The 24,309-nt window shown below is 60.1% G+C and carries 18 protein-coding genes; 11 read left to right on the forward strand and 7 right to left on the reverse strand.

Going from position 1 to position 24,309, the window contains the following annotated elements; translation table 11 throughout:
* The first annotated feature begins 53 nt into the window (after positions 1-53).
* From WBQ96_RS12975 to wecC, 3 genes are read left to right on the forward strand one after another with little or no spacing between them, the layout of a single operon-like run.
* On the forward strand, positions 54-1,265 hold the full coding sequence (locus WBQ96_RS12975) for a hypothetical protein (RefSeq protein WP_336550373.1): 1,212 nt from the start codon (positions 54-56) through the stop codon (positions 1,263-1,265).
* A 20-nt stretch (positions 1,266-1,285) separates the two neighbouring features.
* A complete protein-coding gene (locus WBQ96_RS12980) occupies positions 1,286-2,095 on the forward strand; it encodes a WecB/TagA/CpsF family glycosyltransferase (protein WP_336550371.1) in 810 nt (269 codons plus the stop codon).
* A 24-nt stretch (positions 2,096-2,119) separates the two neighbouring features.
* The gene (wecC, locus tag WBQ96_RS12985) at positions 2,120-3,376 is read left to right on the forward strand and encodes a UDP-N-acetyl-D-mannosamine dehydrogenase (protein WP_336550369.1); all 1,257 of its coding nucleotides are present in this window, start codon (positions 2,120-2,122) and stop codon (positions 3,374-3,376) included.
* Between the two features lie 190 nt (positions 3,377-3,566).
* On the opposite strand, the gene wecB is transcribed toward wecC, so the two are convergent.
* From wecB to WBQ96_RS13010, 5 genes are all read right to left on the reverse strand, one after another.
* Positions 3,567-4,769, reverse strand: coding sequence for a non-hydrolyzing UDP-N-acetylglucosamine 2-epimerase (wecB, locus tag WBQ96_RS12990; RefSeq protein ID WP_336550367.1), 1,203 nt, complete (start codon positions 4,767-4,769; stop codon positions 3,567-3,569).
* 51 nt (positions 4,770-4,820) lie between these two features.
* Positions 4,821-5,705, reverse strand: a complete 885-nt coding sequence (locus WBQ96_RS12995; protein WP_336550364.1) for an ExeA family protein — start codon at positions 5,703-5,705, stop codon at positions 4,821-4,823.
* Between the two features lie 25 nt (positions 5,706-5,730).
* Positions 5,731-6,531, reverse strand: a complete 801-nt coding sequence (locus WBQ96_RS13000) for a CpsD/CapB family tyrosine-protein kinase (RefSeq protein WP_165120244.1) — start codon at positions 6,529-6,531, stop codon at positions 5,731-5,733.
* A 58-nt stretch (positions 6,532-6,589) separates the two neighbouring features.
* Complete coding sequence (locus tag WBQ96_RS13005; RefSeq protein WP_336550362.1) at positions 6,590-8,155, reverse strand: GumC family protein; 1,566 nt, start codon at positions 8,153-8,155, stop codon at positions 6,590-6,592.
* A gap of 405 nt (positions 8,156-8,560) precedes the next feature.
* Positions 8,561-10,294 (reverse strand): GMC family oxidoreductase, encoded by a 1,734-nt coding sequence (locus tag WBQ96_RS13010; protein ID WP_336550359.1) that lies wholly within the window; start codon positions 10,292-10,294, stop codon positions 8,561-8,563.
* Positions 10,295-10,441: 147 nt separating this feature from the next.
* Here WBQ96_RS13010 and WBQ96_RS13015 point away from each other — a divergent pair, with 147 nt between their 5' ends.
* The 4 genes from WBQ96_RS13015 to WBQ96_RS13030 all read left to right on the forward strand — a co-directional run bounded on the left by WBQ96_RS13015 (position 10,442) and on the right by WBQ96_RS13030 (position 14,883).
* Positions 10,442-11,365, forward strand: a complete 924-nt coding sequence (locus WBQ96_RS13015; RefSeq protein ID WP_336550357.1) for a glycosyltransferase — start codon at positions 10,442-10,444, stop codon at positions 11,363-11,365.
* 445 nt (positions 11,366-11,810) lie between these two features.
* On the forward strand, positions 11,811-12,494 hold the full coding sequence (locus WBQ96_RS13020; protein ID WP_336550355.1) for a sugar transferase: 684 nt from the start codon (positions 11,811-11,813) through the stop codon (positions 12,492-12,494).
* Positions 12,495-12,894: 400 nt separating this feature from the next.
* Positions 12,895-13,623: a Crp/Fnr family transcriptional regulator gene (locus WBQ96_RS13025; protein WP_165120249.1), complete on the forward strand. Its 729-nt coding sequence runs from the start codon at positions 12,895-12,897 to the stop codon at positions 13,621-13,623.
* 537 nt (positions 13,624-14,160) lie between these two features.
* Positions 14,161-14,883, forward strand: a complete 723-nt coding sequence (locus tag WBQ96_RS13030; RefSeq protein ID WP_336550637.1) for a response regulator transcription factor — start codon at positions 14,161-14,163, stop codon at positions 14,881-14,883.
* 111 nt (positions 14,884-14,994) lie between these two features.
* Here WBQ96_RS13030 and WBQ96_RS13035 read toward each other — a convergent pair whose 3' ends face one another.
* On the reverse strand, positions 14,995-15,921 hold the full coding sequence (locus tag WBQ96_RS13035; RefSeq protein ID WP_205826811.1) for a LysR substrate-binding domain-containing protein: 927 nt from the start codon (positions 15,919-15,921) through the stop codon (positions 14,995-14,997).
* 82 nt (positions 15,922-16,003) lie between these two features.
* Here WBQ96_RS13035 and WBQ96_RS13040 point away from each other — a divergent pair, with 82 nt between their 5' ends.
* On the forward strand, positions 16,004-16,891 hold the full coding sequence (locus tag WBQ96_RS13040) for a DMT family transporter (protein WP_336550352.1): 888 nt from the start codon (positions 16,004-16,006) through the stop codon (positions 16,889-16,891).
* Between the two features lie 592 nt (positions 16,892-17,483).
* On the opposite strand, the gene WBQ96_RS13045 is transcribed toward WBQ96_RS13040, so the two are convergent.
* A complete protein-coding gene (locus tag WBQ96_RS13045) occupies positions 17,484-17,732 on the reverse strand; it encodes a hypothetical protein (protein ID WP_336550350.1) in 249 nt (82 codons plus the stop codon).
* A gap of 76 nt (positions 17,733-17,808) precedes the next feature.
* On the opposite strand from WBQ96_RS13045, the gene WBQ96_RS13050 reads away from it, so the two are divergent.
* The 3 genes from WBQ96_RS13050 to WBQ96_RS13060 are packed head-to-tail and all read left to right on the forward strand — an operon-like array spanning position 17,809 to position 24,279.
* Positions 17,809-22,704: a DUF4082 domain-containing protein gene (locus WBQ96_RS13050; protein WP_336550636.1), complete on the forward strand. Its 4,896-nt coding sequence runs from the start codon at positions 17,809-17,811 to the stop codon at positions 22,702-22,704.
* 8 nt (positions 22,705-22,712) lie between these two features.
* Positions 22,713-23,939, forward strand: coding sequence for a GTP-binding protein (locus tag WBQ96_RS13055; RefSeq protein WP_336550349.1), 1,227 nt, complete (start codon positions 22,713-22,715; stop codon positions 23,937-23,939).
* 34 nt (positions 23,940-23,973) lie between these two features.
* Positions 23,974-24,279 (forward strand): hypothetical protein, encoded by a 306-nt coding sequence (locus tag WBQ96_RS13060; RefSeq protein WP_336550347.1) that lies wholly within the window; start codon positions 23,974-23,976, stop codon positions 24,277-24,279.
* The last annotated feature ends 30 nt before the right edge of the window (positions 24,280-24,309 follow it).

The following is a 24,309-nucleotide window of genomic DNA, read 5'->3' on the forward strand; positions in this document are numbered from 1 at the left end:
GCAGTGGCCGAAAGGTCGACGCACGCAAGATCGAGAGGCCGTCGGCAAGCCGCATGAACCCGCAGCCAAATCTTACCGGACCCGTCGAAGTTTTCCCCATTGACCGCCTTCAGGCGCTCGACGCCGAATCCCGCGCAACCCGGGCGCGGACAGAGCAACTCATCGAGCTGGCCAAGAAAGGCCTGCCGCAGATGTTTGCGCATGGGGCATTCGTTCACACCGTTCGTGAGCTCAAGACCGCATCAGGCCGGAGTGTCCGTGCCGAGGGCGACAGCCTGCGTTATGCGGCAAATGTCGCGTCGGGACTGGCCTTCGTGGACGAGGACGTTCAGCGGCACATTCTCGAAGGCGCAACCGCTGCGGATCTGGCCTTGAACTGCGCGCGGCGCGCGGAGAAATCAAAGGATCCCGGCGCGGTTGCACTTTGCGCCTGGGCCGCGGCAGAAGTGGCCGACGTCTATGCCACGCCGCTGTTGAAGCGCTTGACTGCCCTGCTCGAATCCGAAGAGACGATTGCCACGGTGGATTGTTCCTGGACGCTGATTGCCGCCCTTGCGGCGCGCCATCTTGGCGACACCGAGCATCTGAGCACGCTTGCGGCCAATCGCCTGATGGGTGGGCAAGGCGCGACCGGACTTTTCCCGCACATGCTGCCCGCCGTTTCCAATGGCCGGCTGCGTGCCCATATCGGATGCTTTGCCGATCAGGTTTACTCGACGCAGGGGCTTGCCCGCCTGTCGGTCGCGAAGAACGATCCGACAGCGCTGGCCGCAGCCGAAGCATCGGGCGGGCGCATCGCTCACCTCCAGGGTCCAGCGGGTCAATGGTGGTGGCACTATGACACGCGCGACGGCAGCGTCGTCGAGGGTTACCCCGTCTACAGCGTCCATCAGCATGCGATGGGACCGATGGCCCTGCTCGACCTGCGCGAGGCCGGCGGCACCGATCATATGAAGTCGGTGGCCAAGGGATTGCGCTGGCTGGACGAACACCCCGAGGTCGATGTTCCAATGGTGTCCGAAGAGGACGGCGTGATCTGGAGAAAGGTCGCGCGCCGCGAACCGAAAAAGGCCGTCAGGGCAATTTCGGCACTCACCACGGGGCTCAAGCGCGGTTTCCATCTGCCAGGGCTCGACATCATGTTTCCGCCCAGCCGCGTCGATTACGAGTGCCGTCCCTATGAACTCGGCTGGCTGCTCTATGCGTGGCTGTCCGGCGGCGTCGTCGAGAGGCTGCGCAACGGTGCAGTCCGTGGCGGCAGGTGACAGACCAGGGAGCATTCGACATGCCGACCGAACAGCAATTGTTATTCGGGCTCTACCTCGAGCCGCTGCGGATGGAAGAGGTGATCCAGCGCTGCCACACGGCTCTCGTGACGAGGAGCAAGCTGCTGCTCGGCGTGCTCAATGCGGCCAAGGTCGTCAATCTGCGCAGCGACGCGCTTTTGCGGGACTCGCTGCTGGAATGCAATATGCTGCTGGCAGACGGACAGTCCATCGTCTGGGCGAGCAGGTTGCTGGGGCGTCCCCTGCCCGAGCGGATTACGGGCATCGACATCTTCGAACAGCTGCTGGGGCTCGCGCACCGCGAAGGCCGCTCCGTCTATCTTCTTGGTGCCCAGCCCGATGTCTTGCGGACGCTCGAGACGCGTCTGCTGGAGCGGTTTCCCGGCCTGAAAGTGGCCGGAAGGCATGACGGTTATTTCAAAGCCAACGAGGCTCCCTTCATAGCAGCCGAGATACGGGCCTCGGGAGCCGACATGCTGTTCCTTGGCATGGCTTCCCCTAAGAAGGAGATATTCCTGGGCTCCTACGGGGCGACGCTGAATGTTCCGATACTTCACGGCGTCGGCGGCTCGTTCGACATACTTGCAGGCATCACCCGGCGTGCGCCGGTCATGTGGCAACGCGCCGGGATGGAATGGGCCTACCGGCTACTGCAGGAGCCGCGCCGCCTGTGGTGGCGGTATCTGAAGACGAACACCGCCTTCCTTCTGCTTACTGCCCGCGAACTGGTTCATCCCGCTCGCGCTTTCCGGCCGACAAGGTCGATCACCGGCGGCGGCGCTTTGGCTGCCAGCCGTCAAAATCAGTAACGAGGCGGGCGTGGGGCTCCTTTGATGAACGAAGTTTTTTCCGGTCGATTGGCCATAGTCGGGATGGGTTACATTGGCCTGCCCACCGCCGTCGTTCTGGCGACGCGCGGCATCGACGTCATCGGCGTCGACATCAATCCCGCAACGGTTGCTGCTGTATCGCGCGGCGAGGTTCCCTTCGTGGAGCCGGATCTGGCTGTCGCCGTCAGCGGCGCGGTCGCCATGGGCCGACTTTCGGCCACCAGCGAGATGCCCGAGGCGGACGCCTTCATCATTGCCGTGCCGACGCCGTTCAACGGCGACCGCACCGCCAATCTTTCCTATGTTCAGGCTGCCGCCGAGCAGATCGCACCTAAGTTGAGGTCGAGCAACATCGTCGTGCTGGAATCGACTTCACCACCCGGAACGACCGAGAAGATCGCCGAATGGATCGGCGCGTTGCGGCCCGATCTGAAAATGCCGCATGATGGCGAAACGGGTGCCGATATTTTCGTCGCCCATTGCCCGGAGCGGGTTCTTCCGGGCCGCATCATGATCGAGATGATCACCAATGATCGCGTCGTCGGCGGGCTGACGAAGCGCTGCGCCGAACGCGCCGCATCGATCTACCGGGTGTTTGCGCAGGGCGAAATCCTGCTCACGGATGCCGCCAGCGCCGAGATGGCCAAGCTCGTCGAAAACGCCTATCGCGATGTGAATATCGCTTTCGCCAACGAGATTTCGCTCATCACGGAATCGCTGCATATCGACGTCTGGGAAGTCATCCGCCTGGCCAACAGGCATCCGCGCGTCAACATACTGAGCCCCGGTCCCGGCGTCGGCGGGCATTGCATTCCGGTGGACCCGTGGTTCATCGTTGCGGCAGCGCCCAAACTGTCACCGCTGATCCGTACCGCACGCGAGGTCAATGACCGGCGCCCGCACCATGTCGCCGAGCAGGTCGCCGAAAAAGCAAAGCGCTTCCGCGAGCCGACCATTGCGTGCCTTGGACTGACGTTCAAAGCCAATGTCGATGATGTCAGGGAGAGCCCGGCCATCGAAGTCGTCGGTCTGATTGCCGAAGCACTTCCCAATGTCGACATATTGCTTGCAGATCCCTATGTGGACTCCTTGCCGTCGATGCTCTCGGGTTACTCGAACCTGCGCATGGAAGGCGCCTATCAGGCCGTGGAGCGCGCCGACATCGTCGTGCTCCTGGTCGAGCACGAACCCTTCAAGGCGATCCGCAACACGCGGCTGGGCGGCAAGGTCGTCTACGATACGCGCGGTGCCTGGCGCTGAAGCCAGGCCCCAATTCCCTCACAAGAACCGGCCAGCTTCGCTGCAGTCTCGGCTAAGGATATCCCTATCCTTCGATGGCAGGGTCGAACTGCCACTCTCCCCGTCCACCCTTGTTGTTGAATGAAGCACGAGTGCCGACCCAGCCCATCCGATATCATCGGATGGGCTGGGTGTTTACGCCTGATTGGGATCAGGCGGCAAAACCGCTGACGACCTGCGCGGCGCGGCGTGGAGATGCGCTTTCCTCGATCCGGATCGTCGGATCGAATTCGACCGGAAGATCACCGATACCGAAGAAATGCTCGATCGCGCGAACGGAACGTTGGGCAGCGTGCCCGTCGCCGTAGGGGTTCACGGCGTGTGCCATCTTCTGGTAGGCGACCTTGCTGGTCAGCAAGGTCGAGACCTCGTCGACGATAAGGTCCTCATCGGTGCCGACCAGCCGCACCGTGCCGGCGGACACGGCCTCCGGGCGCTCCGTCGAATCCCGCATGACCAGCACCGGCTTGCCCAGTGACGGAGCTTCTTCTTGAACGCCCCCGCTGTCGGTGAGCACGACACTGCAGTGACACATGGCGCGCACGAAGTCGCTGTAACCGAGCGGCGCGGTGATCAGCACATTGTCGAGCCCGGCCAGAGGGGGAAGCAGCACCTCGCGGACGGCCGGGTTGAGATGGGCCGGCAGCAGGAAGGCTATGTCGGGAAAGGTTCTGGCGAGGCGGGCGATGGCGCGGGCGGTGCGGGCCATGGGCTCGCCCCAGGATTCGCGCCTGTGCGCGGTGATCAGCACGCTGCGCCGGCCGTTGATCTTGCCAAGGTCCGGGTTTTCGGCCGGCAGATCCCGGGAGACAACATCAAGCAGGGCGTCGATGACGGTGTTGCCGGTGACGACGATATTGCTCTCGTGAATCCCGTCGTGCAGCAGGTTTTCCCGCGATGTGCTTGTCGGCGCCAGATGAACCGCTGCCAGCTGTGTCGTGAGACGGCGGTTGGCTTCTTCCGGAAATGGATTGTAGGGGTCGCCTGTTCTCAAGCCTGCCTCGAGGTGGACGACCGGAACCTTGCGATAGAAGGCGGCGAGTGCCGCGGCAAAACAGGTTGTGGTGTCTCCCTGGACGAGAACGGCATCCGGTTCTTCGGCCGTGATGACCTTCGAGACGCCGTCGAGTACGCGGCTGGTGATGTCCTCCAGCCGCTGCCGCTCGGTTATGATGTTCAGGTCGTGGCTCGGCCGGATGCCGAACAGATCGTTGACCTGGTCGAGCATCGCCCGGTGCTGGCCAGTCACCGCCACAACCGGTTTGCAGTGACGGGAGCGGCTCAACGCGTCAACCAGCGGCGCCATCTTTATGGCTTCGGGACGCGTACCGTAGACGATCAAGACCTTGCGCATATCGAAATCCTTCTTCTGCCGGCCCTCATGCGAATGGCCGGGCTGTTTGGACTAGTCTGCGAAACCCTGCTTGCCTGGTGTCTCGACCGCAGTCGTCGCGGCCATGTCGAGAAACTGCATCTTGCGATCGGCGACGACCTGTCGGACGACCTCCTCGTCAACGACGGAAATGTCTTCGGCGAAAGCGTAGACCAGCGCGTAGTCGCAGATCTGGTTGATCACACGCGGCAAGCCGCGGCTTGCCTGGAACACGATTTCGCAAGCCCCCGGCGTGAAGATCTCGTGGTCGGCGCCTGCGACCTTGAGGCGATGCGCGATGTAGTCCTGCACGGCCTCGGCAGACATGCCGAAGAGATGAAAATCTGCGGCCACGCGCTGGGCGAACTGCACCATTTTCGCGCGGCTGATGATCTGTCTCAGCTCTGGTTGCCCGACCAGAACGATCTGCAGCAGCTCGTCTCTTTCGCCGTTCATGTTGGAGAAGCCCCTCAGCTCCTCCAGCATCTTCTCCGAAAGGTTCTGTGCCTCGTCGAAGATGAGAATGGTGTGACGCCCGGCTGCGTGCTGCTCCTTCAGGAAAGCCTCGAATCGGGAGAACATCTGGACATAGGACATCCGCCCGGTGATTGGCTGCCCAAGCGACGACAATATCCAGTGGAGCAGCTTGCCCCGCTCGCCATGGGCATTCGAGATCAATCCCATCTTGAGGTCGGAAGGCGCCGAGCGCAGCAGGTGCCAGATGAGCGTGGTCTTGCCTGCACCCACCTCCCCGGTGATGACGGTGATGGGGGCGAAGGTTGCCAGCCCATATTCGAGCATCGCGTAAGCGCGGGTGTGATTTGCCGACCAGAACAGGAAATCGGTGTCAGGCCGCAGGCTGAATGGCCGTCCGGTCAGGCCGAAGTGTTCGGAATAGATCAGAAAGGTACTCGACATCGCGATCCTGCGAACACTGCCTGTGTCAGTAACCGTATTTCTCGGGTGCGTAGCGGCACTTGTTCAGCACCACGCCGAGCACCTTGGATTTCTCCGAAAGATCCCGCTCGCAGATGTCCACTTCGCTGAAGGTGCTTGCCTCCGCGGCCGCAACCAGGATCACGCAATCGACATTGGGCAGGAAAGCCATGACGTCGTCATTGGCGAGCATCGGCGGAAGATCGAAGATCAGGACGTCGGGCTTGAGTTTCTGCTTGAGGCTTTTCAGCGCCTGCGCCGCCTCCGGGCTTTGCAGCAGTTCAGCGGCAAAGCGGACGGGCCGGCCATTGGCGCCGATGGCGATGTTGTCGCCATACCGGATGAAGACATCCTCGACCTCGCTTCGGCCGCGCAGGAAGCTTTCGATCGAAGGCGGTTCCTTGATCCCCAAAACCTTGCTGACCTGCGGGCGGCGCAGATCGAGATCGATCAGAACCGTTCGGCATTCCTTGTGATGGGCCATGCTGAAGGCGAGGTTCAGCCCCACCACCGTCTTGCCGCAGGCAGGCGTGGGAGACGTGATCGCGACAGAGGTCCAGTTATTCTGGCGCAGATACTGCAGAACCTTCGTCCGCAGCATGTCGAACTGCGTGTGCGCCAGGTCCGACCGGTTGATTGTGACGAGACGGGTCTTGGCGAGATGCTTGGGGTCCGGCTTGAGCGACGGCAGGCTCGCCCAGAGCATGTCGCTTCCCATTTTTGCGACTGCCGTGGCCGTCTGATCATTCGCCGGGTCGGAACCCCGCTGTTGCTTGGCCTTCTGCAAGGCTGCGTGAATATGCTCCATCGTCTGTGTTCCCGCACCTCTTGCAGATGGCTCTGCAGTCCCTTGTTTGCCTGTCACGCTAGATCACCCTGCCGCCGTCAAACCCGGAGACGAGCGGTTCGGTCGAAAGTCCGGCTGGACGGTCCTGCCGGTCGATAGGGATCGCGCTGGTGGCCGTCGTCGCGACGAACGCGGCGAACCCCGCGGCCTGCGCCAGCTTTGCCGTCTTCTTTTCGCGTTTGACCGGAATGTAGGAGATCGTGGCGAGCGGCTGGATCTGGAGCGTCCGCACGAGTTCGGTTGGACGGCGTATGCTTTTGTTGAGCAGCTCGAGCAGCACGATCAGGCCGAGCCCAAGTCCGATGCCGCCGGCGAAACCGGCGCCGGCAATGCGCCGGCGATTGGGGCTTGTCGGTTTCTGCGGAGCAACGGCGGGCTCGACAACGGTAAACCGCTCGCCCTTGGCGCTTACCTCGATCTGCTCGCCGGTAGAAGCTTCGGCCGATCTCGCGGTCGCGATGTTGTATTGCGCCTGGATGTTCTCGCGGTTGCGCTCCAGCGAATTCAGGATCGTTTCGTTGCGCGGAGTTGCCGTGATCGATTTGGTCAGCTCGGCGAGATTTTCCGTTATGGAGGCCTTTTCCTGCGTAATGTATTTCAGCCGGTCGTCTATGTCGGACAACTGGAGATCAAGCTCGGAGGTGCCGCGCTTGCCCTTGCTCGTGTCGGCGTCGCTGGCCTGTTTTGCCTGCATGCCGTTTTCCAGGGTCTTGATGCGGGCGCGTAACGCGACGATGTTCGGGCTGTTCTCGGAAAACAAAGCGAGCTGCTCGGCCAGGGTGCGCTGCAGGTCCTGCAGCATCTGTTGTTCCAGGGTGACCGGGCCGGCGCTGACGATGCGGCCGGTGCTCTCGAACAACTCGACCAGATTGTTGCGCCGGCTGCGCAGGGCGGCTTCCTCGCGCTCGAGCGACTGAAGCCGTTCCTGCTGGTTGTTCTGCTGGTTGCGCCTGAAATCCAGGCCGTCTGGAAGAGCGTCCTTGTTGGCATTCTTGAATTTTAGGATTTCGGCCTCGAGCCGGCTGAGTTCGCCACCGAGCCGGGCAACTTCCTGGTTGAAGAACTGCATGGTTTCGCCGGCCCTGTCGGTGCGCAGGCGAACATTCATCTGAAGAATGAGCTTGGTAAACTCGTTGACGACCTTCGCGGCCAGATCGGCATCGCCGGCAATGAAGGACACACTGAACACCTTTGCGCCCAGGCTGCCGCTTGGGCCGTCCTTCTGCAGCAGCTCGAATTTCGTGCGGCCGCGCATGTCCTCGATGATATCGGCTTGCGGAATTTCGGACGCCTTGTCGCCATAGATTTTCAGCTTCTCGGCGAGTGCGAGCACGTTTTCGCGCGTCATGATCTGCTGTTCGATGATCTGCAGCTGTTCCACCGCATTGATGGGAACAGTCGAACGGGCAAGGTCAGCGGGGATCTGTGGCGATTCCACCAGGATCTTGGCACTTGCCTGGAATATCGGCGGCAAATAGAGCGCAAGGGCTACCGCCGCGGTCGTCACGAATGTGGCGACCACCAGAAAGTACGGCAATCTTCGAAGGAAGATCGATAGATAGAAGCGCAGGTCTAAATCGCCCATTGCGCAGTGCCCCAAGCCTGAACATCGGAATATGCCGAGTGCTCATTTACAAACGCGGATGGATTGCTTGATAGATCATCGATAGTGGGTGCGCGGCGCGCGGCTAGACCGTTGATCTAATCCCTATGGGTGGTGGCCCGTTTCCCCTTACGTCTTAAGTGACAGGGACCGCTCGGCAATCTGGCGTTGCGCAGCTCTGCCTGTGAGGCGACGTTTCGGCATCGCAATTGAGAACCACGCAGGTGCCTGGCTGGAATGGGTGCTTTCCCGGCACGGCCCATGCAATCGGGCGCGAACCGGTGCGCATCTGGCTGGTCACCAAGGCGTGAAGGTCGGTCTTGTGGGTAGGGACGATGCGGAAACTCGCGAACTCAACCGGAATCGGCCGAATGAAGGAATGGCTGTTCAAGCCGCGCCGAATTGGTCGCGTGCGACGGGTGCCGGTACCTCATGCGAGCTAACGACGTCGCTCCCAATATCGGACGGCACAAAGGCATGTTCCCGCCGTGGCGCACGCTGAAGATGCGAGTCCGCCAGCCAGAGGGCCAGTTTCATAATCGTGAAAGTCGGGTTGGCGCTGCCTGCCGTGGGGAATACGGAAGCGCTGACCACGGAGACGTTCGGCATGGCGTGGCAGCGCAGGTCTGGGCCTACGACCGACTCGGCGGGGTCCGTACCCATTCTGGTCGAACCGGAGGGGTGCGCGCAGGCCTCTGCATTGTCGATGATCGGAAGTGCCGGATCGCTGCTTGCCGGCGACCATTCGAGCGGGCAGACGCGGTCCATGCCGGAACGTTTCCAGTAGTCGTCAATATGGGCAATTGCTGAGCGGAAGGTCCGCTCGTCGGTCTGGGTCGGAGCCCATTCGAGTTGCGCCTTCGGTACGCCGAACCTGTCGCGCTTGTCAGCCAACCGGATATGATTGTTCCACTGCGGCAGTTGTTCGGCGCAGACCATCAGATGCAGGTCGACGCTTGCCGGGACGAAGAGCTGCTTGCGCAGATAGCGCCAGTAGGCGGACCGGGCCACCAGGCCCATATTCTTTGACGCCTGCCACAGATCGTTCGGATCGACCTGACGCTTCTGAATGCCATGCGCGAGCTTCTTGATATAGCCGAGGGGGCTTTCGGTAAGGTCCATCGCGACATAGGCGAATGCGCTTGCCACTGCGTCCCCGCGCTGCGCGGTTTCCGTGAGTTCGAGATGCAGGTCACGCCGCGTCGCATTGAGGAATCGATAGCCGAAAATGCGATTGGTGAGGGACGGGTTCCGCCGATTTATCGTCGCGACTTCCGATTTCAGATGATCCTGGAAGTAACGGCCGAGCACCCGGCACGAACGAAAGGCGTTGTCGTCGGATGCCGCATTCATCAAAAGCAGTAATCTGGTCGTCTCAATTGTGCCGGCGGCGATCACGAATCGGTCGGCCGACACCTCCAACTGCTTACCGCTAAAGTTGCGGGCGACAATTCCGCTCAGTCTGCCCCCGGCGCGATCGATCTTGAATTCGCATACCGTGGCGCCGAGCCAGATTTCTATGTTCTCCAGATCTTTCAGCTCGTCCTTCAAAACCGTGAAGACGTTGCAATTCTTGAAGCTCGGTACTTTCGCCCATCTATTAAGAAGAGATTTGTCTTCTACCGGGAAATACTTTGAGGTAATCTCATCGGAGATGACGTTTCCGCGAAATGGGCCGTCGCCAACCTTGAATATCTTCTCGATTTCGTCGTGGTAGGATTCGAGAGGGTCTACCGCAATAGGCCAGCGCGGTTGCTGCAAATAGGGTCGTGCCTCGGTTTCATGCTTCCCTATCGGGATCATGCGCCCGCCCCAGCGGCTTGAAGTCCCGCCAAGCCCCCGGTATCGTCCGGTCAAGGCCCTGGAATATCGTTCAGCCGGATCCTCGATCTCGTTGAGCGCGTGTATAGCCGGGTCAAAGGAAGCGTATCCGCTTTCCACTACAATAACCCGCTGGCCTTTCTTGGCTACTCTTCTTGCGAATAGAAGACCGGCGATGCCGGCTCCAATCACGCAAAGTGGAGCGGTAGATCGTGAACAGTTATTTTCCAGTTCGGAGAGGTTGTATATTGACATTTCTCTATGTACGCACACGCGTATCGGTTTGTCGATGCTATCCAAAAGGTTGATATCCTTTGGAAAATTGGTGAATTATTTTAAGTTCGAATAGGTGCTACAGATCGGTGCCAGGCTCGGCCCTGGCCGGGTTCCGGCCAACCGATAGGCATTCCGGGAAAAGCGGAAATTGCTTCGCTACAGGAAACGCTGATGCGATTGTCGCCACGAGTAAGCGTCGTCATCCCCCATCTGAACGAACCGGGGGATCTGCGACGTTGTCTGCGTGCGCTCGCCGCGCAGCGGGTCGACGGAATTCCGTTTGAAATCATCGTCGTCGACAATGGATCGGCCGAGCTTCCCGCAGCGGTTTGTGCCGCTGTTCCCGGTGTCCGCCTCGAGAGCGAGGCTATTCCGGGACCCGGCCCCGCGCGCAATCGCGGCGCGTCGGTGGCTCAGGCGGAGTTGCTGGCTTTCATCGACGCAGACTGCATAGCCGAGCCGGGCTGGATTCGCTCGATCGTGGAATTCATGGATCAGAACCCTGGCGTCGATTTCGTCGGCGGCGACATACGGATCCTGCTCTCGGACCCGGAGCGCATGACCGCGATCGAAGCCTATGAGAGCATCTACAGCTATCGTGCCCAGCGTTATGTCGAACAGCACGGCTTCGCCGCGACCGGCAACATGGCGGTTCGCGCCGAGGTCTTTCGCGCGGTCGGGCCCTTTGGCGGCATATCCTCCATGGAAGATACCGAATGGGGCCAGAAGGCTACGGCGAAAGGGTACAAGATCGCCTATGTGGGTGATGCAACGGTACGGACCGCATCCTGCAAATCATTTTCTGAGCTCACGCGCCGCTGGGATCGGCATATCGCGCACGAGTTCCGGCAGATCAAACGCGGCGGAATGAGCCTGGTAAAATGGGTGGTGACCAGCGGCATCATTGCCGCCTCGCCCGGTGGCGAGGTCGTACGCATCCTGCGCTCCGATCGCGTCTCCGGCCTTCGCGACAAATGCCTTGCCCTGGCCTGCCTGACGCGGGTGCGCCTATACCGGGCCAGGCGCATGCTCGGATTGGCTTTCCATGACAACACCGCCTTGATGGTCGGGTCGTGGAATCGCGAAAACTCCTGAGCGTATCCGTTTTCCTCTGAACCGATCCCGGGCTTTACCCGGCGCAGCCAGCGTCTGCCCTGCTGCGGTGGCTGCTGACCGCTCATCCATTCTACCTCCCCCGTCTGCCGGGCTCATTCGAGCGCAGGATCGACGTTGATCACGCTCGATTCATTGCCACCGCGACACAGCCAAATGTCGAGCCGTCAGGGGTATCTGATTCGTCAATTCGGACGAACCGGACAGCATCCGGGTTGTCTAGCCCGAATTGTTTAAAGAGGATTTATTGATATCAGAGTGAACAGGCGATTAACTTTTGGCAAAAGCGTAGCTGTGTGATTCTCTTCTTTTATAAAAAGAACAAGTCAGAAGAAATAATCCAAGCAACGGTCAGATACGCTTCCTTTTGATCTTAGGACAGCTGACGAAGAAGATTTTATCTTTGTTCGTGGCGGGGAGATTCTGTATGCTCGAAAGTTATCCCAGATCGCATCTTGGCGATCTGCCAGTCGATGCCGCCCCTTCAAGGCAGGAAATTCGATCAGGCGCGTTTTATCTCGGTGTGAAGCGTATCCTCGACATCGGGGTCATACTGCTCATCGCGCCTCTCGCCCTTACCATCGTCGGCATACTGGCGTTTCTCGTCCATCGGGACGGCGGCAAGGCCTTCTACGGCCAGAAGCGCCTGGGAAGAGACGGCAAGATCTTCACGCTCTGGAAGCTGCGGTCGATGGTTCCCGATGCCGCGCTGCGGTTGGAGGAATATCTGCAGGACAATCCTGCCGCGCGCCGGGAGTGGGACGGGACGCAGAAGCTGAAATATGATCCGCGCATTACCAGGCTCGGCTATTACATTCGCAAATACTCCGCCGACGAGCTGCCGCAGTTGTGGAATGTGCTTGTTGGCGACATGAGCCTCGTCGGCCCTCGCCCGATGTTTCCCGAACAGCGCCCGCTTTATCCCGGTACCGCCTACTTTAGCATGCGCCCCGGAATGACTGGGCTTTGGCAGATAAGCGAGCGGAATGGGTGCACCTTCGCCGAACGCGCCACGCATGATACGCGCTACGCGATGAAGATGTCGTTCGGCACCGATATCTGGATCCTGATGATGACGGCGGTCGTGGTTCTCAGAGGCACGGGCCTGTAGGCTTTCGCCGGTCTCAAAATCATTCCCCGGTCTTGTGGTTTGTTGGCTACTGCGAAAGCGGTGGCCAACTGCTTTGTGTGGCATGGTCGCAAGAAGTCTCTCGCGGACGCACCGCGCCGCGGGGCTCTTTCGGAGACATCGTGCAAGAACTTGGCTAAGCTTGAAGGTATCGATCAGCGTCTTTTGAGTCGCGCCGGACGCGCTTCAAGTCGGCTGAGCGCTTTTTGAGATGATCAATATATCATCTCAAATAGACCATGATCGGCATTAGAAGATAGGATGTAGAAACGAGTTATTAGTTTTTAGCTGGATGTATACCCGAAAGTTGTACTGAAGGGATTATGATCCTGGTGTATCTATTAGTGAGATTCGATCGAGGACGACAGGAGGCGATGTAAGAATGACGCTTGCCCCGGAGAGCAATCCGAAGATCCAGGATACGCCTCCATTCCGCATTCCGCTCAGTGAGGCAGATAGGGCGTTCCTCGCAGGCCTGGGAGCGACGCTGCGCCGTTATGCTCCGCATGAAACGATCATGCGGCAAGGCGACGATGAGGGCAGGGCGTTCATCATTCACTCCGGCTGGAGCTGCGTCCACACCGATCTTCCGGACGGCGAGCGACAGATCATCGACTTTCCCTTCAGCGGCGACATCATCGGCCTGCGAGCTTACCAGAGCCCCAGCTACATCTCCCTCACGTCGATTACCAAGTTGATTGTATTCGAAGTTCCGGCAAAGGCGCTTACCGCGGCGGTAGAACACTCGCCCCGGCTGGCAGGAACTTTCCTGTCGGTCGCAGCTCGCCAGAGAGCAATACTCGTCGAGCATCTCACCAATGTCGGGCGAAGGCGCGGTGCTGCGCGTGCCGCCCACCTGCTGCTTGAAATCGGAACCAGGCTAGGCGGTGATGGCCAGCGCCTGGCAAGCCACTATGAATGCCCCCTTACACAATATGATCTAGCCGATGCGCTCGGAATGACGGCGATTCATATCAATCGGATACTCAAAGATTTGCGGGAACTGGACCTTCTCTCGTTTCGGCACAGAACGGTGGATTTTATAAACCTTCCGGCAACGAAAAAGTTTGCAGGCTTTAATCCTTCCTATCTTTTACTTGAAAGAATATAATTATATAGTTACGTATGGCAGTAATTCTAAACGTACTGCCATGTTATTGAAAGAGTTTCTGATCGGTTTTTATAAATATGGAATACTTTCTTAGGAAAATTCATCGAAGACTATGTGGCATCAACAAATTATTACTAAAAGTATTTATATGTGTAGATAGATATGTTTAATATATGCGATCATCATCACAAGATTTACACCAACGGAAATTTAACCAAAAATATTCATTTTTTGCTAACTTAAATTAGCGCCTTTCTCCCGTCGTGATGTACCTTTGGTTGTAGCACTGCTTGCGGTGGGGTGAAACGGGCTGGGTATCAATCACATCCTTTCTTGTGACGTTTGAAGGTGCGAAACAGCACCGCAAAGTGACGTTACCACATGCAACAGTACTATTGGGAGGATGACCGTCGCCTGAACGGTCATCTGGGCAAATACAGTTGTCAAACGGAGCGTAAACTTATGAGTACCACGAGTGGAACCAACGGAAGCCATGCTTCTGAACATAACGTGCCAATCGAATTGCTTCAGACATCCATGCTCGGAGGACAGGGGCCTGTCGAAAGCGTGGTCAACTTTCACGGAACGAGAAGCGCAAATCGCTCTCTGGTTGTCCTGGATAATCGAGCGCTCGACCGTGAGTGCTTCGCGCAAAGCCTTACGTCCCACAGGATCGGGATGGAAGTATTGGCATTCGGGACGATCGAAGACTGGAAGGCTGAGAAAGATCTTCATCCGCCGCTGTCGGCTATATTGCTGAACGTTGGCGGATGCAAAATCACCGATGCCCTCGTTGCCGACGAAATCAAAAAACTGACGTCAGAATTTCGGACCACGCCGGTCGTGGTGCTGGCCGACACGGATGATCTGACGCAAATACTGAAGGCGCTCGAATATGGCGCACGCGGCTACATTCCATCGTCAGTCGGCATCGACGTCTGTGTCGAGGCTATCGGCTTGGCGCTTGCCGGCGGCATCTTCGTGCCTGCAAGCAGTGTTCTGGCAATGCGCCAGACCATCGCCTCCGGTGGCGAAGCCGCTCGGCCGATGGCAGGGCTGTTCACCTCGCGCCAGGCTGAAGTCGCCCAGGCGCTGCGGCGTGGCAAGGCGAACAAGATCATCGCCTATGAACTGAATCTGCGCGAAAGCACGGTGAAGGTTCACATCCGCAACATCATGAAGAAGCTGAAGGCCACGAACAGGACCGAGGTCGCCTACAAGATCAACGATCTGTTCCCGGGCGAAATGAACGCCGCGTAAGAAGGCTGACAGAGGGTAACACTGCATCTTCGGCGTAAAATGCAAAGACACGACGCCGGAGACGTCTGACAAAATAAGAAACGCCGCGTAACCTCCGGGTTGCGCGGCGTTTCAGCGATCGGCGGAAAGAAAATTCTCGATCACCTTTGCGTCGAGCCCGGCTTTCGAGCCGATTCGACGTATGAGCTCAGCCGCCGCAGGCCGTGGTCGACCCATCGGCCGGTCCATCCAGTAGGAAACCGGATTGAGCACCCGGCGCTTGTCCACCGCCACGATGCGGCCTGATTGCAATTGGTCCTGCGTCAGAGGCGGCCGCGCCAGCGCAATGCCCAGATTGTGCGCCGCCGCATCCAGCACCAGATTGTAATCTTCGAAACGGCGATCCTGCGGCCGGGGCCGGTAGTCCATGCCATGTTCACCGAACCAGGCACGCCATGCCGAGGCATCGGAATCGTGAATGAGCGGATAGCGCAGCAATCGCTCCGGTGCGCCGGCGCCGATTTCTTCGGCCAATGCCGGCGAGGCGATCGGAAAACACCTCTCTTCGAAAAGCTGCACGGATATTCTGCCGGGAATGCGTCCGCGCCCGCAGCGAATGGAGACATCGATGCCTTCATCGTCCAGGTCGGCCTGTCGTATGTCGATATCGAGCACGATGCGCAGCTTTGTCGGGCCGTTTTCCAGCGCGGAGAGGCGCGGCATCAGCCAGAGTCCGCAGATGGAGGGGATGGAGGTCAGGCGCACGACCGCAGTTCCGCGCGGCTCGCTCCATCGCTCGGTGGTATTAGCGATCAACGCGAAGGCTTCGGTGGTCCGCAGAAACAGACGCTGGCCTTCCAGCGTGAGGGATACGCCGCGTGCGCCGCGATCAAAGACTTTCAGGCCAAGCCACGCTTCCAGCTTTGCGACCTGACGGCTGATCGCCCCATGCGTCAAATTCAGCTTTTCAGCTGCCGAGGAAAAGCTGCCAAGACGGGCCGAGGCCTCGAAGGCGCGGAGTGTCTCAAGCGGCAGGATGGGTTCCGAGCTGTGATCCATGATCACAGCAGAACCTCGATTTATTCGTTTGTCAATCAGCTCTCAGCGGCGCTTTTTATCGACGACCCCAGAGGAGGCCGTCATGAACGCAACCGCAGCATCGTCTTATCGCTCGGCAAACACAGTTACCGCCGCTGCCGTCATCGTTACGATCCTGGCCTGGGCGTCCTCTTTCCCGGCAATCCGGGCCGGTCTTGCCTCATTCGGACCGCTGGAACTTGGAGCGCTTCGCTTTGGCATTGCCGCCGTGCCCGCGGCGATCTTCCTGGCGGTAACGAGACCGGCCTTGCCGAGGCTTGGCGAGATGTGGCGCTTTGGCTTTGGCGGCGTGGTCTTCGTCGCGCTCTACACCGTTCTCCTGAACTTTGGCGAGCTGACGGTCTCTGCGGGCGCTGCAAGCTTCATCATCAACGCCAGCCCGATCCTGACTGCTGTCTTTGCCATGGCAATGCTTGGCGAGCGCTTTACGGGTCTGGCATGGCTCGGCACCTTCCTGTCATTTGCCGGCATCGGAATCATTGCCCTGGGCGAAGGGCAGGGCCTCCACTTCGACAACGGGGCCTTGCTGATCCTCGGAGCAGCATTGTGCACCGGGCTCAACTCGGTCGTGCAGAAGCCGCTCTTTGCTCGTCACAAGGCGCTGACCGTGTCGGCCTGGAACATGGTCATCGGCGCCGTCTGCCTGCTGCCGGGGCTGCCGAATGGAATCGCACAGATGGCGGTTGCCGATCATCAGGGGCTTGCTGCAGTCGTCTATCTCGGGATCGTGCCAAGCCTCATCGCCTATGGAAGCTGGGCGGTTGCCTTGTCGCGCCTGCCTGCTTCCCGAGCTTCGAATTTCCTCTATTGCATACCGCCAGTGGCCACCTTGATCGGCTTCGTCTGGCTTGGCGAAGTGCCGACGTTTCTAGGCATTCTGGGCGGTGTTCTGGCGCTTGGCGGCGTGGTCATCGTCAACCTGCGCCGCTGATAGCCATCCGGCTCCAATCTCCATCGAAATTCACCGCCGTCGCGATATGTCACCGCCGGAAGGGCATCTGCGCCTACCGCGATAATCACATCGGTGGATGGCGATCCCCGGCCACTCATCCACTTTAGAAGGGTGGTGCACACCGATTGATGCCGTTCACTGACACGTAAAAGCTGGCAGGATCAACATTCTTGAATGTCTGATCCAGACGTTCGGGTCAGGCGGCAATCAGGGCGATGCACATGCTCAAAATCCATTTCAGGAATCATGATTATTTGAGCGCTTCCGGCGGTTCGACACGGGTCTATACCGCAGCGAGCGAGGACATTTCCGCAAATGCAAACGCTGGGCCATCGACGGGTATCACAGCCGAGGCTGAAGAGTCAGAATCTGGGGGCAGAAAGCGTGTAGCCTGTTCGCTTCCGGATGCGTCCGGCGGCGGCGGTGGAAAAGTGCTGACGGCCATGCTTGGCGAGGGCGGTCATTCTTCCGCCTTGTCTGGCGTGGGAGCGTCTGCGCGCGTGTTTTCGGCTGGTGGCGACGCGGAACCGAGGAGCATCGGATTTTCGCTGGATAAGTCCGTCGTCATCGCTCAGTCGGGATCTTCCGGAGCGCCTGCCGCGCTTGCCCCTTTCCCATCCTGGACCATTGGCACGACATCTGCCCTGTCCGCCGGCCTGTCACCAAGCACCGTCTCGCGGGTGTCGAGCGACGCCGGGTCCGGTGTCGTCGATGCCTTGTCGCCGACCGCGCCGGTTGCGTCGATCACCGATGCCATTTCTTCGGGCTCAGCCGGGGGCACCACCAATCCCGTAACGTCCACCGCACCGGTGACAAGCATACTGCCTGCCGTGACAGGTGCGCTCCTACCGACTGTCGATGTCTCCGGCATAGCGCCGGCGGCGACCGATACGGACATGGACGGGGGCGCCACGCCTCCTGTGGGGCCTTCATCGGTTGGCGCCGAAACACCGGCCGAGCCTTCGACATCCAGCCTTGTCGCGCCAACCACAGCCACCACTTCAGATCCCACCGCTACCGGCACTCCCAATGTGGAGAGTTTCAGTGCCTTCGTTGCGGCGGCCACTGCGGGAGATCCCGCTGCGGCAGCACCAGCGGCAGCTTTGGCAGCAACGCCGAACAAGATCGCCATCGAAAACGCGAAGCAGGGCAATCCGCAAAGCGAATGGGGCATCACCGGCGACGGCGACGGCAACATCCAGGGTTTTGCGACTGAAATCAGCACCAATATCGGCCAGACCGTCAATTTCAAGATTGCCACCGACTCAACCCACTACCGAATAGACATCTACCGGATGGGCTATTACGGCGGCGATGGTGCCCGTAAGGTCGACTCGATCGACAAATCGCTGACCACAGCGCAGATCCAGCCGCATCCGATCGTCGACATGTCGCTCGGCCTGATCGATTGCGGCAACTGGTCGGTTTCGGCAAACTGGGCGATCCCTGAAGATGCCGTTTCCGGTATCTACTTCGCGAAGCTCGTCCGGCTCGACGGCACCGAGGGTGAGAGCATCATTCCTTTCGTCGTGCGCGACGACGCCTCGGCCAGCGATATCGTCTTCCAGACGTCCGACACGACCTGGCAGGCCTATAATGCCTGGGGTGGCGCCAGCCTCTATTATGGCGAAGTGCCGGTCGATCCAGCCGATATGATCGGCTATATGCCGCCCAATTGCAGCTGCGGTATCAACGCCATCGGCCGTGCCTCCGCGGTCAGCTACAATCGCCCAATCATCACCAACACCAGTCCGGTCGGCGGCACGCACGATTTCATCTTCGGCGTGGAAAGCTCGGCCGTAAGCTGGCTCGAGCAGAACGGCTATGACGTCTCCTACATTTCAGGCGTAGACGCGACCCGCAACGGCAGCCAGTTGCTGAACCACCAGGCGTTTCTGTCCGTTGGGCATGATGAATACTGGTCGGCCGAGCAACGCGCCAATGTCGAGGCTGCGCGCGATGCCGGCGTCAATCTCGCCTTCTGGAGCGGCAACGAAGTCTACTGGAAGGTTCGCTGGGAAACCAGCATCGACGGTAACGGCACGCCTTACCGCACCATGGTCTGTTACAAGGAAACGTGGGGCACCAGCAGCGATCCAAGTGCTGTAGGCACCGGCACGTGGCGCGATCCGCGCTTTGCCGATCCCGGGCAGGAGCCCGAAAACTCGCTGACCGGCACGATGTTTTCTGTCGACGGCTATCGGCAGGACACGATCACCATTCCGTCCGATTACGGCAATCTCCGCTTCTGGCGAAACACGGACGTCGCCAATCTCCAGCCTGGACAGACGCTTGAGCTTTCGCCGAATCTTCTCGGTTATGAGTGGGATTCGGACGTAGACAACGGCTTCAGGCCGGCCGGCCTTATCAACATGTCGCTCTCCACCGTTTCGGTGAATACCTATCTGCGCGACTATGGCACGAGCGTTGGCGCTGCGGATGCAACGCACAGCCTGACCATGTACCGGGCTGAAAGCGGTGCGCTGGTGTTCGGTGCGGGCACGGTGTTCTGGTCGTGGGGCCTCAGCGACAATCACGAAGGCCCGGAAACGGCCACGGACCGCAATGTCCAGCAGGCAATGGTCAATATGTTCGCGGATATGGGTATCCAGCCGACGACGCTGGACGCAAGCCTGATCCTGGCGACGCAATCTACCGATCACACAAAGCCGATCTCAACGATAACGTCTCCGACCCTTGGCGCAAGCTTCGTCGAAGGCCAGCACGTCACCATTACCGGCACCGCACAGGACCTTGGCGGCGGCGTCATCGCCGGCATCGAGGTTTCGCTGGACGGAGGCCTGCGCTGGTTCAAGGCCACGGGCCGCGAAAACTGGAGCTTCAACTGGGTCGTCCAGGCGAGCGGCACCTACAACATCATGTCGCGTGCCGTCGACGACAGCCTGAATCTCGAAACGCCCGGCACGGGCAAGCAGGTGACCGTCAATCTGCCGTCGACCTCGAGCCTTTGGACGCTGGGCACCAAGCCTGACGTCGAGACCGCGCTCGACCGCGATGGTATCGAGCTTGGCGTCAAATTCGAGACCACCACCGGCGGTTTCGTGAACGGCATCCGCTTCTACAAGGGTTTCTACAATGTCGGCGAACATGTCGTCAGCCTGTGGAAGGCAGACGGCACTCTTCTGGCGACCGGGATTTCCACCGGTGAATCGCTGTCCGGCTGGCAGACCGTAAGCTTCTCGAGCCCGGTGCAGATCGCAGCGGGCACGACCTATGTGGCCTCGTATCATACGGGCGGATACTACTCGATCAGCGACGGCTATTTCAATTCCACCTATGCCAATGGAGCGATCAAGGTTCAGCCGGGCGGCGGCGTATTCGCATATGGCGATACACCCAGCACATTCCCCGGCAACACCTTCAACGGAAGCAATTACTGGGTGGATGTGGTCTTTGACGCAGGTCCCAACTCATCACCTGTGGCAACCGACGACAGCGGCTTTACGGTCACCAAGAACGGCACACTGACGATTTCCATCGCGGCGCTGGTCGCCAACGACACCGATCCTAACGGCGATGCGCTGACGATTACCGCTGTCGGCAACGCCGTGAACGGCACGGTGACGCTGGACACGCTGACCGGCAATGTGATCTTCACGCCAACCGCCGGTTATGCCGGTCCGGCGACCTTCAGCTACACGCTTTCCGATGGCCGGGGCGGAACGGATCAGGGCGGCGTCAGCCTGACCGTCGAAGATGGACCAGCAGGCGTTTCGCTGTTCCAGCCAAGCGACGGCCCGACGGGTGGGGCCACCAACGAAGGTGTCGGACTTGAGCTCGGCATGAAGTTTACTGCATCGGCCAGCGGTACCATAACCGGCATTCGCTACTACAAGGCGGCCGGTGCCACCGGTACGCACACCGGCTCCATATGGAGCGCCACCGGTGCGCTTCTCGGCACTGTGACCTTCACCAACGAGTCCCTGAGCGGCTGGCAGACGGCGAAATTCTCAAGCCCGATCCAGCTCACCGCCGGCACGACCTATACCGCTTCCTATCACACGACCGGAAGTTATGTCGCGACGTCGAACTACTTCACCACCGCGGTTACCAACGGCCCGCTGACTGCGCCGTCGTCGACGACGAGCGGCGGCAATGGCGTGTACACCTACGGTTCGGGCGGCGTTGCGCCGACATCGAGCTATCAGGCGACGAACTATTGGGTCGATGTCGTCTTCAACCAGTCGACGGTGAATACTGCGCCGGTTGCCAACAACGACAATGGCTTCAGCGTCACATATGACACGCCGCTTGCCATCACGTCGGCCTCGCTGCTCGCAAACGATACCGACCCGGACGGCGATGCGCTTACGATAACGGGCGCCAACAATGCCACGAACGGCACGGTTTCGTTCAACAGCCAGACTGGCGCTATCACCTTCACGCCGACCGCCGGTTACAGCGGGCCGGCAAGCTTCTCCTACGGCATATCGGACGGCCGCGGCGGAACCGCCTCGGCAACGGTCAACCTGACAGTGCGTCCGCTCGATACGAGCAAGAGCCTGTTCTCGACCTCCGACACGCCGGCCATTCCGGCGGTCAACGATCAGAATTCAGTGGAACTCGGCGTCAAGTTCATCGCCTCCGCCGGCGGCACCATCACCGGCCTGCGCTACTACAAGAGCGCGCAGGATACCGGCACGCATACCGGCTCGCTATGGACCAGCACGGGCACGCTGCTTGCCACGGCCACCTTCACAAATGAGACGGCGAGCGGCTGGCAGACGGTCAACTTCTCGCAGCCGGTCACGGTGTCGGCCGGTACCACCTATGTCGCGAGCTACCATTCCAACGGCTTCTATTCCGCGACGCAGAATTACTTCACCACTGCTCACACCAATGGCCCGCTCACCGCACCGTCCAGTGCATCGAGCGGCGGCAATGGCGTCTATCGCTACGGCACGAGCAGCCTCTTCCCCAATGCGAGCTATGCCGCAACGAACTACTGGGTAGATGTCGTCTATCAGCAGGCGACGCAGAACATGGCTCCTGTCGCCAGCAACGATTCAGGTTATTCGGCGAGCTTCAATACGCCCTATGCGATCCAGGCGTCCGCCCTGCTTGCCAACGACAATGATCCGGACGGCGACCCGCTGACGATCACCGGCGTCAGCAGCCCGGTCAACGGCACTGTTGCCTTCGACAGCCCGTCGAATACGGTCACCTTCACGCCGACGACCGGCTACACCGGACCGGCAGGCTTCTCCTATGCCATCTCCGATGGACATGGCGGCACGAGCTCGGCCCAGGTCTCGCTCAATGTCATAGGGCAGGGCGCCGAGCAGAACGTGTTCTCGGCAAGCAGCACCCCGGCGACGGTCACCGTCAACGACAACAACTCGGTCAATCTCGGCATGAAGTTCCAGGCCGATGTCGCCGGTTGGATAACCGGTTTCAAGTTCTACAAGGGTCCCAGCAATACCGGCCCGCATACCGGCTATCTCTGGACGGCAGGCGGGACACTCCTGGCAAGCGCCACCTTCACCAACGAGACCGCGAGCGGCTGGCAGTCCGTCGACCTGTCCCAGCAGGTCCAGATCCAGGCGAACACGACCTACGTCGTCTCCTACAGCACCAACGGCTCCTATTCGGCGACCGGCAACTTCTTCACTTCCGACATCGCCAACAACAACCTGCATGCACTTTCGTCTGCCCTTAGCGGCGGCAACGGTGTCTACGCATACGGGTCGAGCGGGCTGTTTCCGACGAGTTCCTTCAACAGCACCAACTACCATGTGGATGTGGCGTTCAGACCGCAGCTTGCGGCGTAGAGGCGGGCATGGGGGCTCAGAAGATACGCGATGATCGCCTGCCGGTGACAGTGCTGGCAGGGTTTCTGGGCGCCGGCAAGACGACGGTCCTGAACCATGTCCTGCATAACCGCGAAGGCCGCCGCGTCGCGGTCATCGTCAACGACATGAGCGAAATCAACATCGATGCCGATCTCGTTCGCGATGGCGGCGCCGATCTTTCGCGCACCAATGAAACGCTGGTCGAACTCACCAATGGCTGCATCTGCTGCACGCTGCGGGATGACCTTTTGGGCGAAGTGCGCCGGCTGGCTGCCGAAGGACGCTTCGACTACCTGCTGATCGAAGGCACCGGCATCGCCGAGCCTTTGCCGATCGCGGCGACATTCTCTTTCAAGGACGAAACGGGTGCAGCACTTGCCGATGTCGCACGGCTCGACACGATGGTGTCGGTCGTCGATGCGGCAAACCTGCTTTCCGACTATTCGAGCTCGGATTTCCTGAGCGATCGCGGCGAGACCCGCGACACGGACGACAAGCGCACGCTGGTCGATCTCCTCGTCGAGCAGATCGAATTCGCCGACGTCGTGGTGATCAACAAGATCTCGGAGGTGACGGCGGATGCCCGCGCCACGGTGCGCCGGATCGTTGCCGCCCTCAATCCTGATGCGCGCGTCATCGAAACCGATTTCGGCTACCTGCCGCTTGGCGCCATTCTCGACACCGGTCTTTTCAGCGAGGCGAAGGCGGCGAGGCATCCGCTCTGGCACAAGGAACTCTACGGCTGGGGCGATCATGTGCCGGAAACGGAAGAATACGGCATCGCCAGTTTCGTCTATCGCGCCCGGCGTCCCTTCGATCCTTCGAAGCTGAATGATTTCCTTGAGCGCGATTGGGCGGGCCTCATCCGCGCGAAGGGGCACTTCTGGCTGGCCACGCGTCCCGACTGGATCGGCCTGCTCTCGATCGCCGGCACGCAGCGCCGCACCGAGGCGAAAGGTCTCTGGTGGGTGACGGTGCCGAAGGCGCACTGGCCGCGCTATCCGCAATTTCGCGAGTTGCTCGATCGCCATTGGAGCGATGTCTGGGGCGATCGCCGACAGGAGCTCGTCTTCATCGGCTCGGGCCTCGATCAGCAAGCGATCTGCGCTGCGCTCGACGACTGCCTTGTCGGCGAAGACGCCGGCTTTGATCCGAGGCTTGCGTGCGACCTGAACGATCCGTTTCCAGCGTGGCAGCACGCACATGCTGCATGACCGAACTCGAACCTGAAACCCTATGGAGAAGATAATGAGCAACGAACTTTACGCCGACGGCATCGGTGAAATCACCGTCACCGGCACGATCGTCAGGATCGACCTGATGTCCCTGTCCGCCACCGAGCGCGACGACAAGAACAATCCGAAGCCGGTGTTCCGTCAGCGGATCATCATGCCGGTCGATGCCTTCGCCAATGCCGTGGATCTCATGCAGAAGGCACTTGGCGGTCTGGTCGAAGCGGGCGCGGTGCGCCGGGTCGGCGACGTCCAGAAGGCGCCGGCGGCAGATACCGGTTCCCAGGGAAAATCCCAGAACGCATCGCCGAACTTCAACTGACCGGTAACGCAGCTTCTATTGCTCGGGCGG

The organism is Mesorhizobium sp. CCNWLY176 (assembly GCF_037153935.1).
Taxonomy (GTDB): Bacteria; Pseudomonadota; Alphaproteobacteria; order Rhizobiales; family Rhizobiaceae; genus Mesorhizobium_M; species Mesorhizobium_M zhangyense.

Bases quoted from the DNA above. Each gene is read 5' to 3' on its own strand.
- WBQ96_RS12995 (WP_336550364.1), bottom strand. From the start codon at position 5,705: ATGTCGAGTACCTTTCTGATCTATTCCGAACACTTCGGCCTGACCGGA.
- WBQ96_RS13035 (WP_205826811.1), bottom strand. From the start codon at position 15,921: ATGGATCACAGCTCGGAACCCATCCTGCCGCTTGAGACACTCCGCGCC.
- WBQ96_RS13025 (WP_165120249.1), top strand. From the start codon at position 12,895: ATGACGCTTGCCCCGGAGAGCAATCCGAAGATCCAGGATACGCCTCCA.
- WBQ96_RS13020 (WP_336550355.1), top strand. From the start codon at position 11,811: ATGCTCGAAAGTTATCCCAGATCGCATCTTGGCGATCTGCCAGTCGAT.
- WBQ96_RS12980 (WP_336550371.1), top strand. From the start codon at position 1,286: ATGCCGACCGAACAGCAATTGTTATTCGGGCTCTACCTCGAGCCGCTG.
- WBQ96_RS12975 (WP_336550373.1), top strand. From the start codon at position 54: ATGAACCCGCAGCCAAATCTTACCGGACCCGTCGAAGTTTTCCCCATT.
- WBQ96_RS13040 (WP_336550352.1), top strand. From the start codon at position 16,004: ATGAACGCAACCGCAGCATCGTCTTATCGCTCGGCAAACACAGTTACC.
- WBQ96_RS13060 (WP_336550347.1), top strand. From the start codon at position 23,974: ATGAGCAACGAACTTTACGCCGACGGCATCGGTGAAATCACCGTCACC.
- WBQ96_RS13030 (WP_336550637.1), top strand. From the start codon at position 14,161: ATGCTCGGAGGACAGGGGCCTGTCGAAAGCGTGGTCAACTTTCACGGA.
- WBQ96_RS13005 (WP_336550362.1), bottom strand. From the start codon at position 8,155: ATGGGCGATTTAGACCTGCGCTTCTATCTATCGATCTTCCTTCGAAGA.
- WBQ96_RS13050 (WP_336550636.1), top strand. From the start codon at position 17,809: ATGGACGGGGGCGCCACGCCTCCTGTGGGGCCTTCATCGGTTGGCGCC.
- WBQ96_RS13015 (WP_336550357.1), top strand. From the start codon at position 10,442: ATGCGATTGTCGCCACGAGTAAGCGTCGTCATCCCCCATCTGAACGAA.
- wecC (WP_336550369.1), top strand. From the start codon at position 2,120: ATGAACGAAGTTTTTTCCGGTCGATTGGCCATAGTCGGGATGGGTTAC.
- WBQ96_RS13000 (WP_165120244.1), bottom strand. From the start codon at position 6,531: ATGGAGCATATTCACGCAGCCTTGCAGAAGGCCAAGCAACAGCGGGGT.
- WBQ96_RS13055 (WP_336550349.1), top strand. From the start codon at position 22,713: ATGGGGGCTCAGAAGATACGCGATGATCGCCTGCCGGTGACAGTGCTG.
- WBQ96_RS13045 (WP_336550350.1), bottom strand. From the start codon at position 17,732: ATGCTTGTCACCGGTGCGGTGGACGTTACGGGATTGGTGGTGCCCCCG.
- wecB (WP_336550367.1), bottom strand. From the start codon at position 4,769: ATGCGCAAGGTCTTGATCGTCTACGGTACGCGTCCCGAAGCCATAAAG.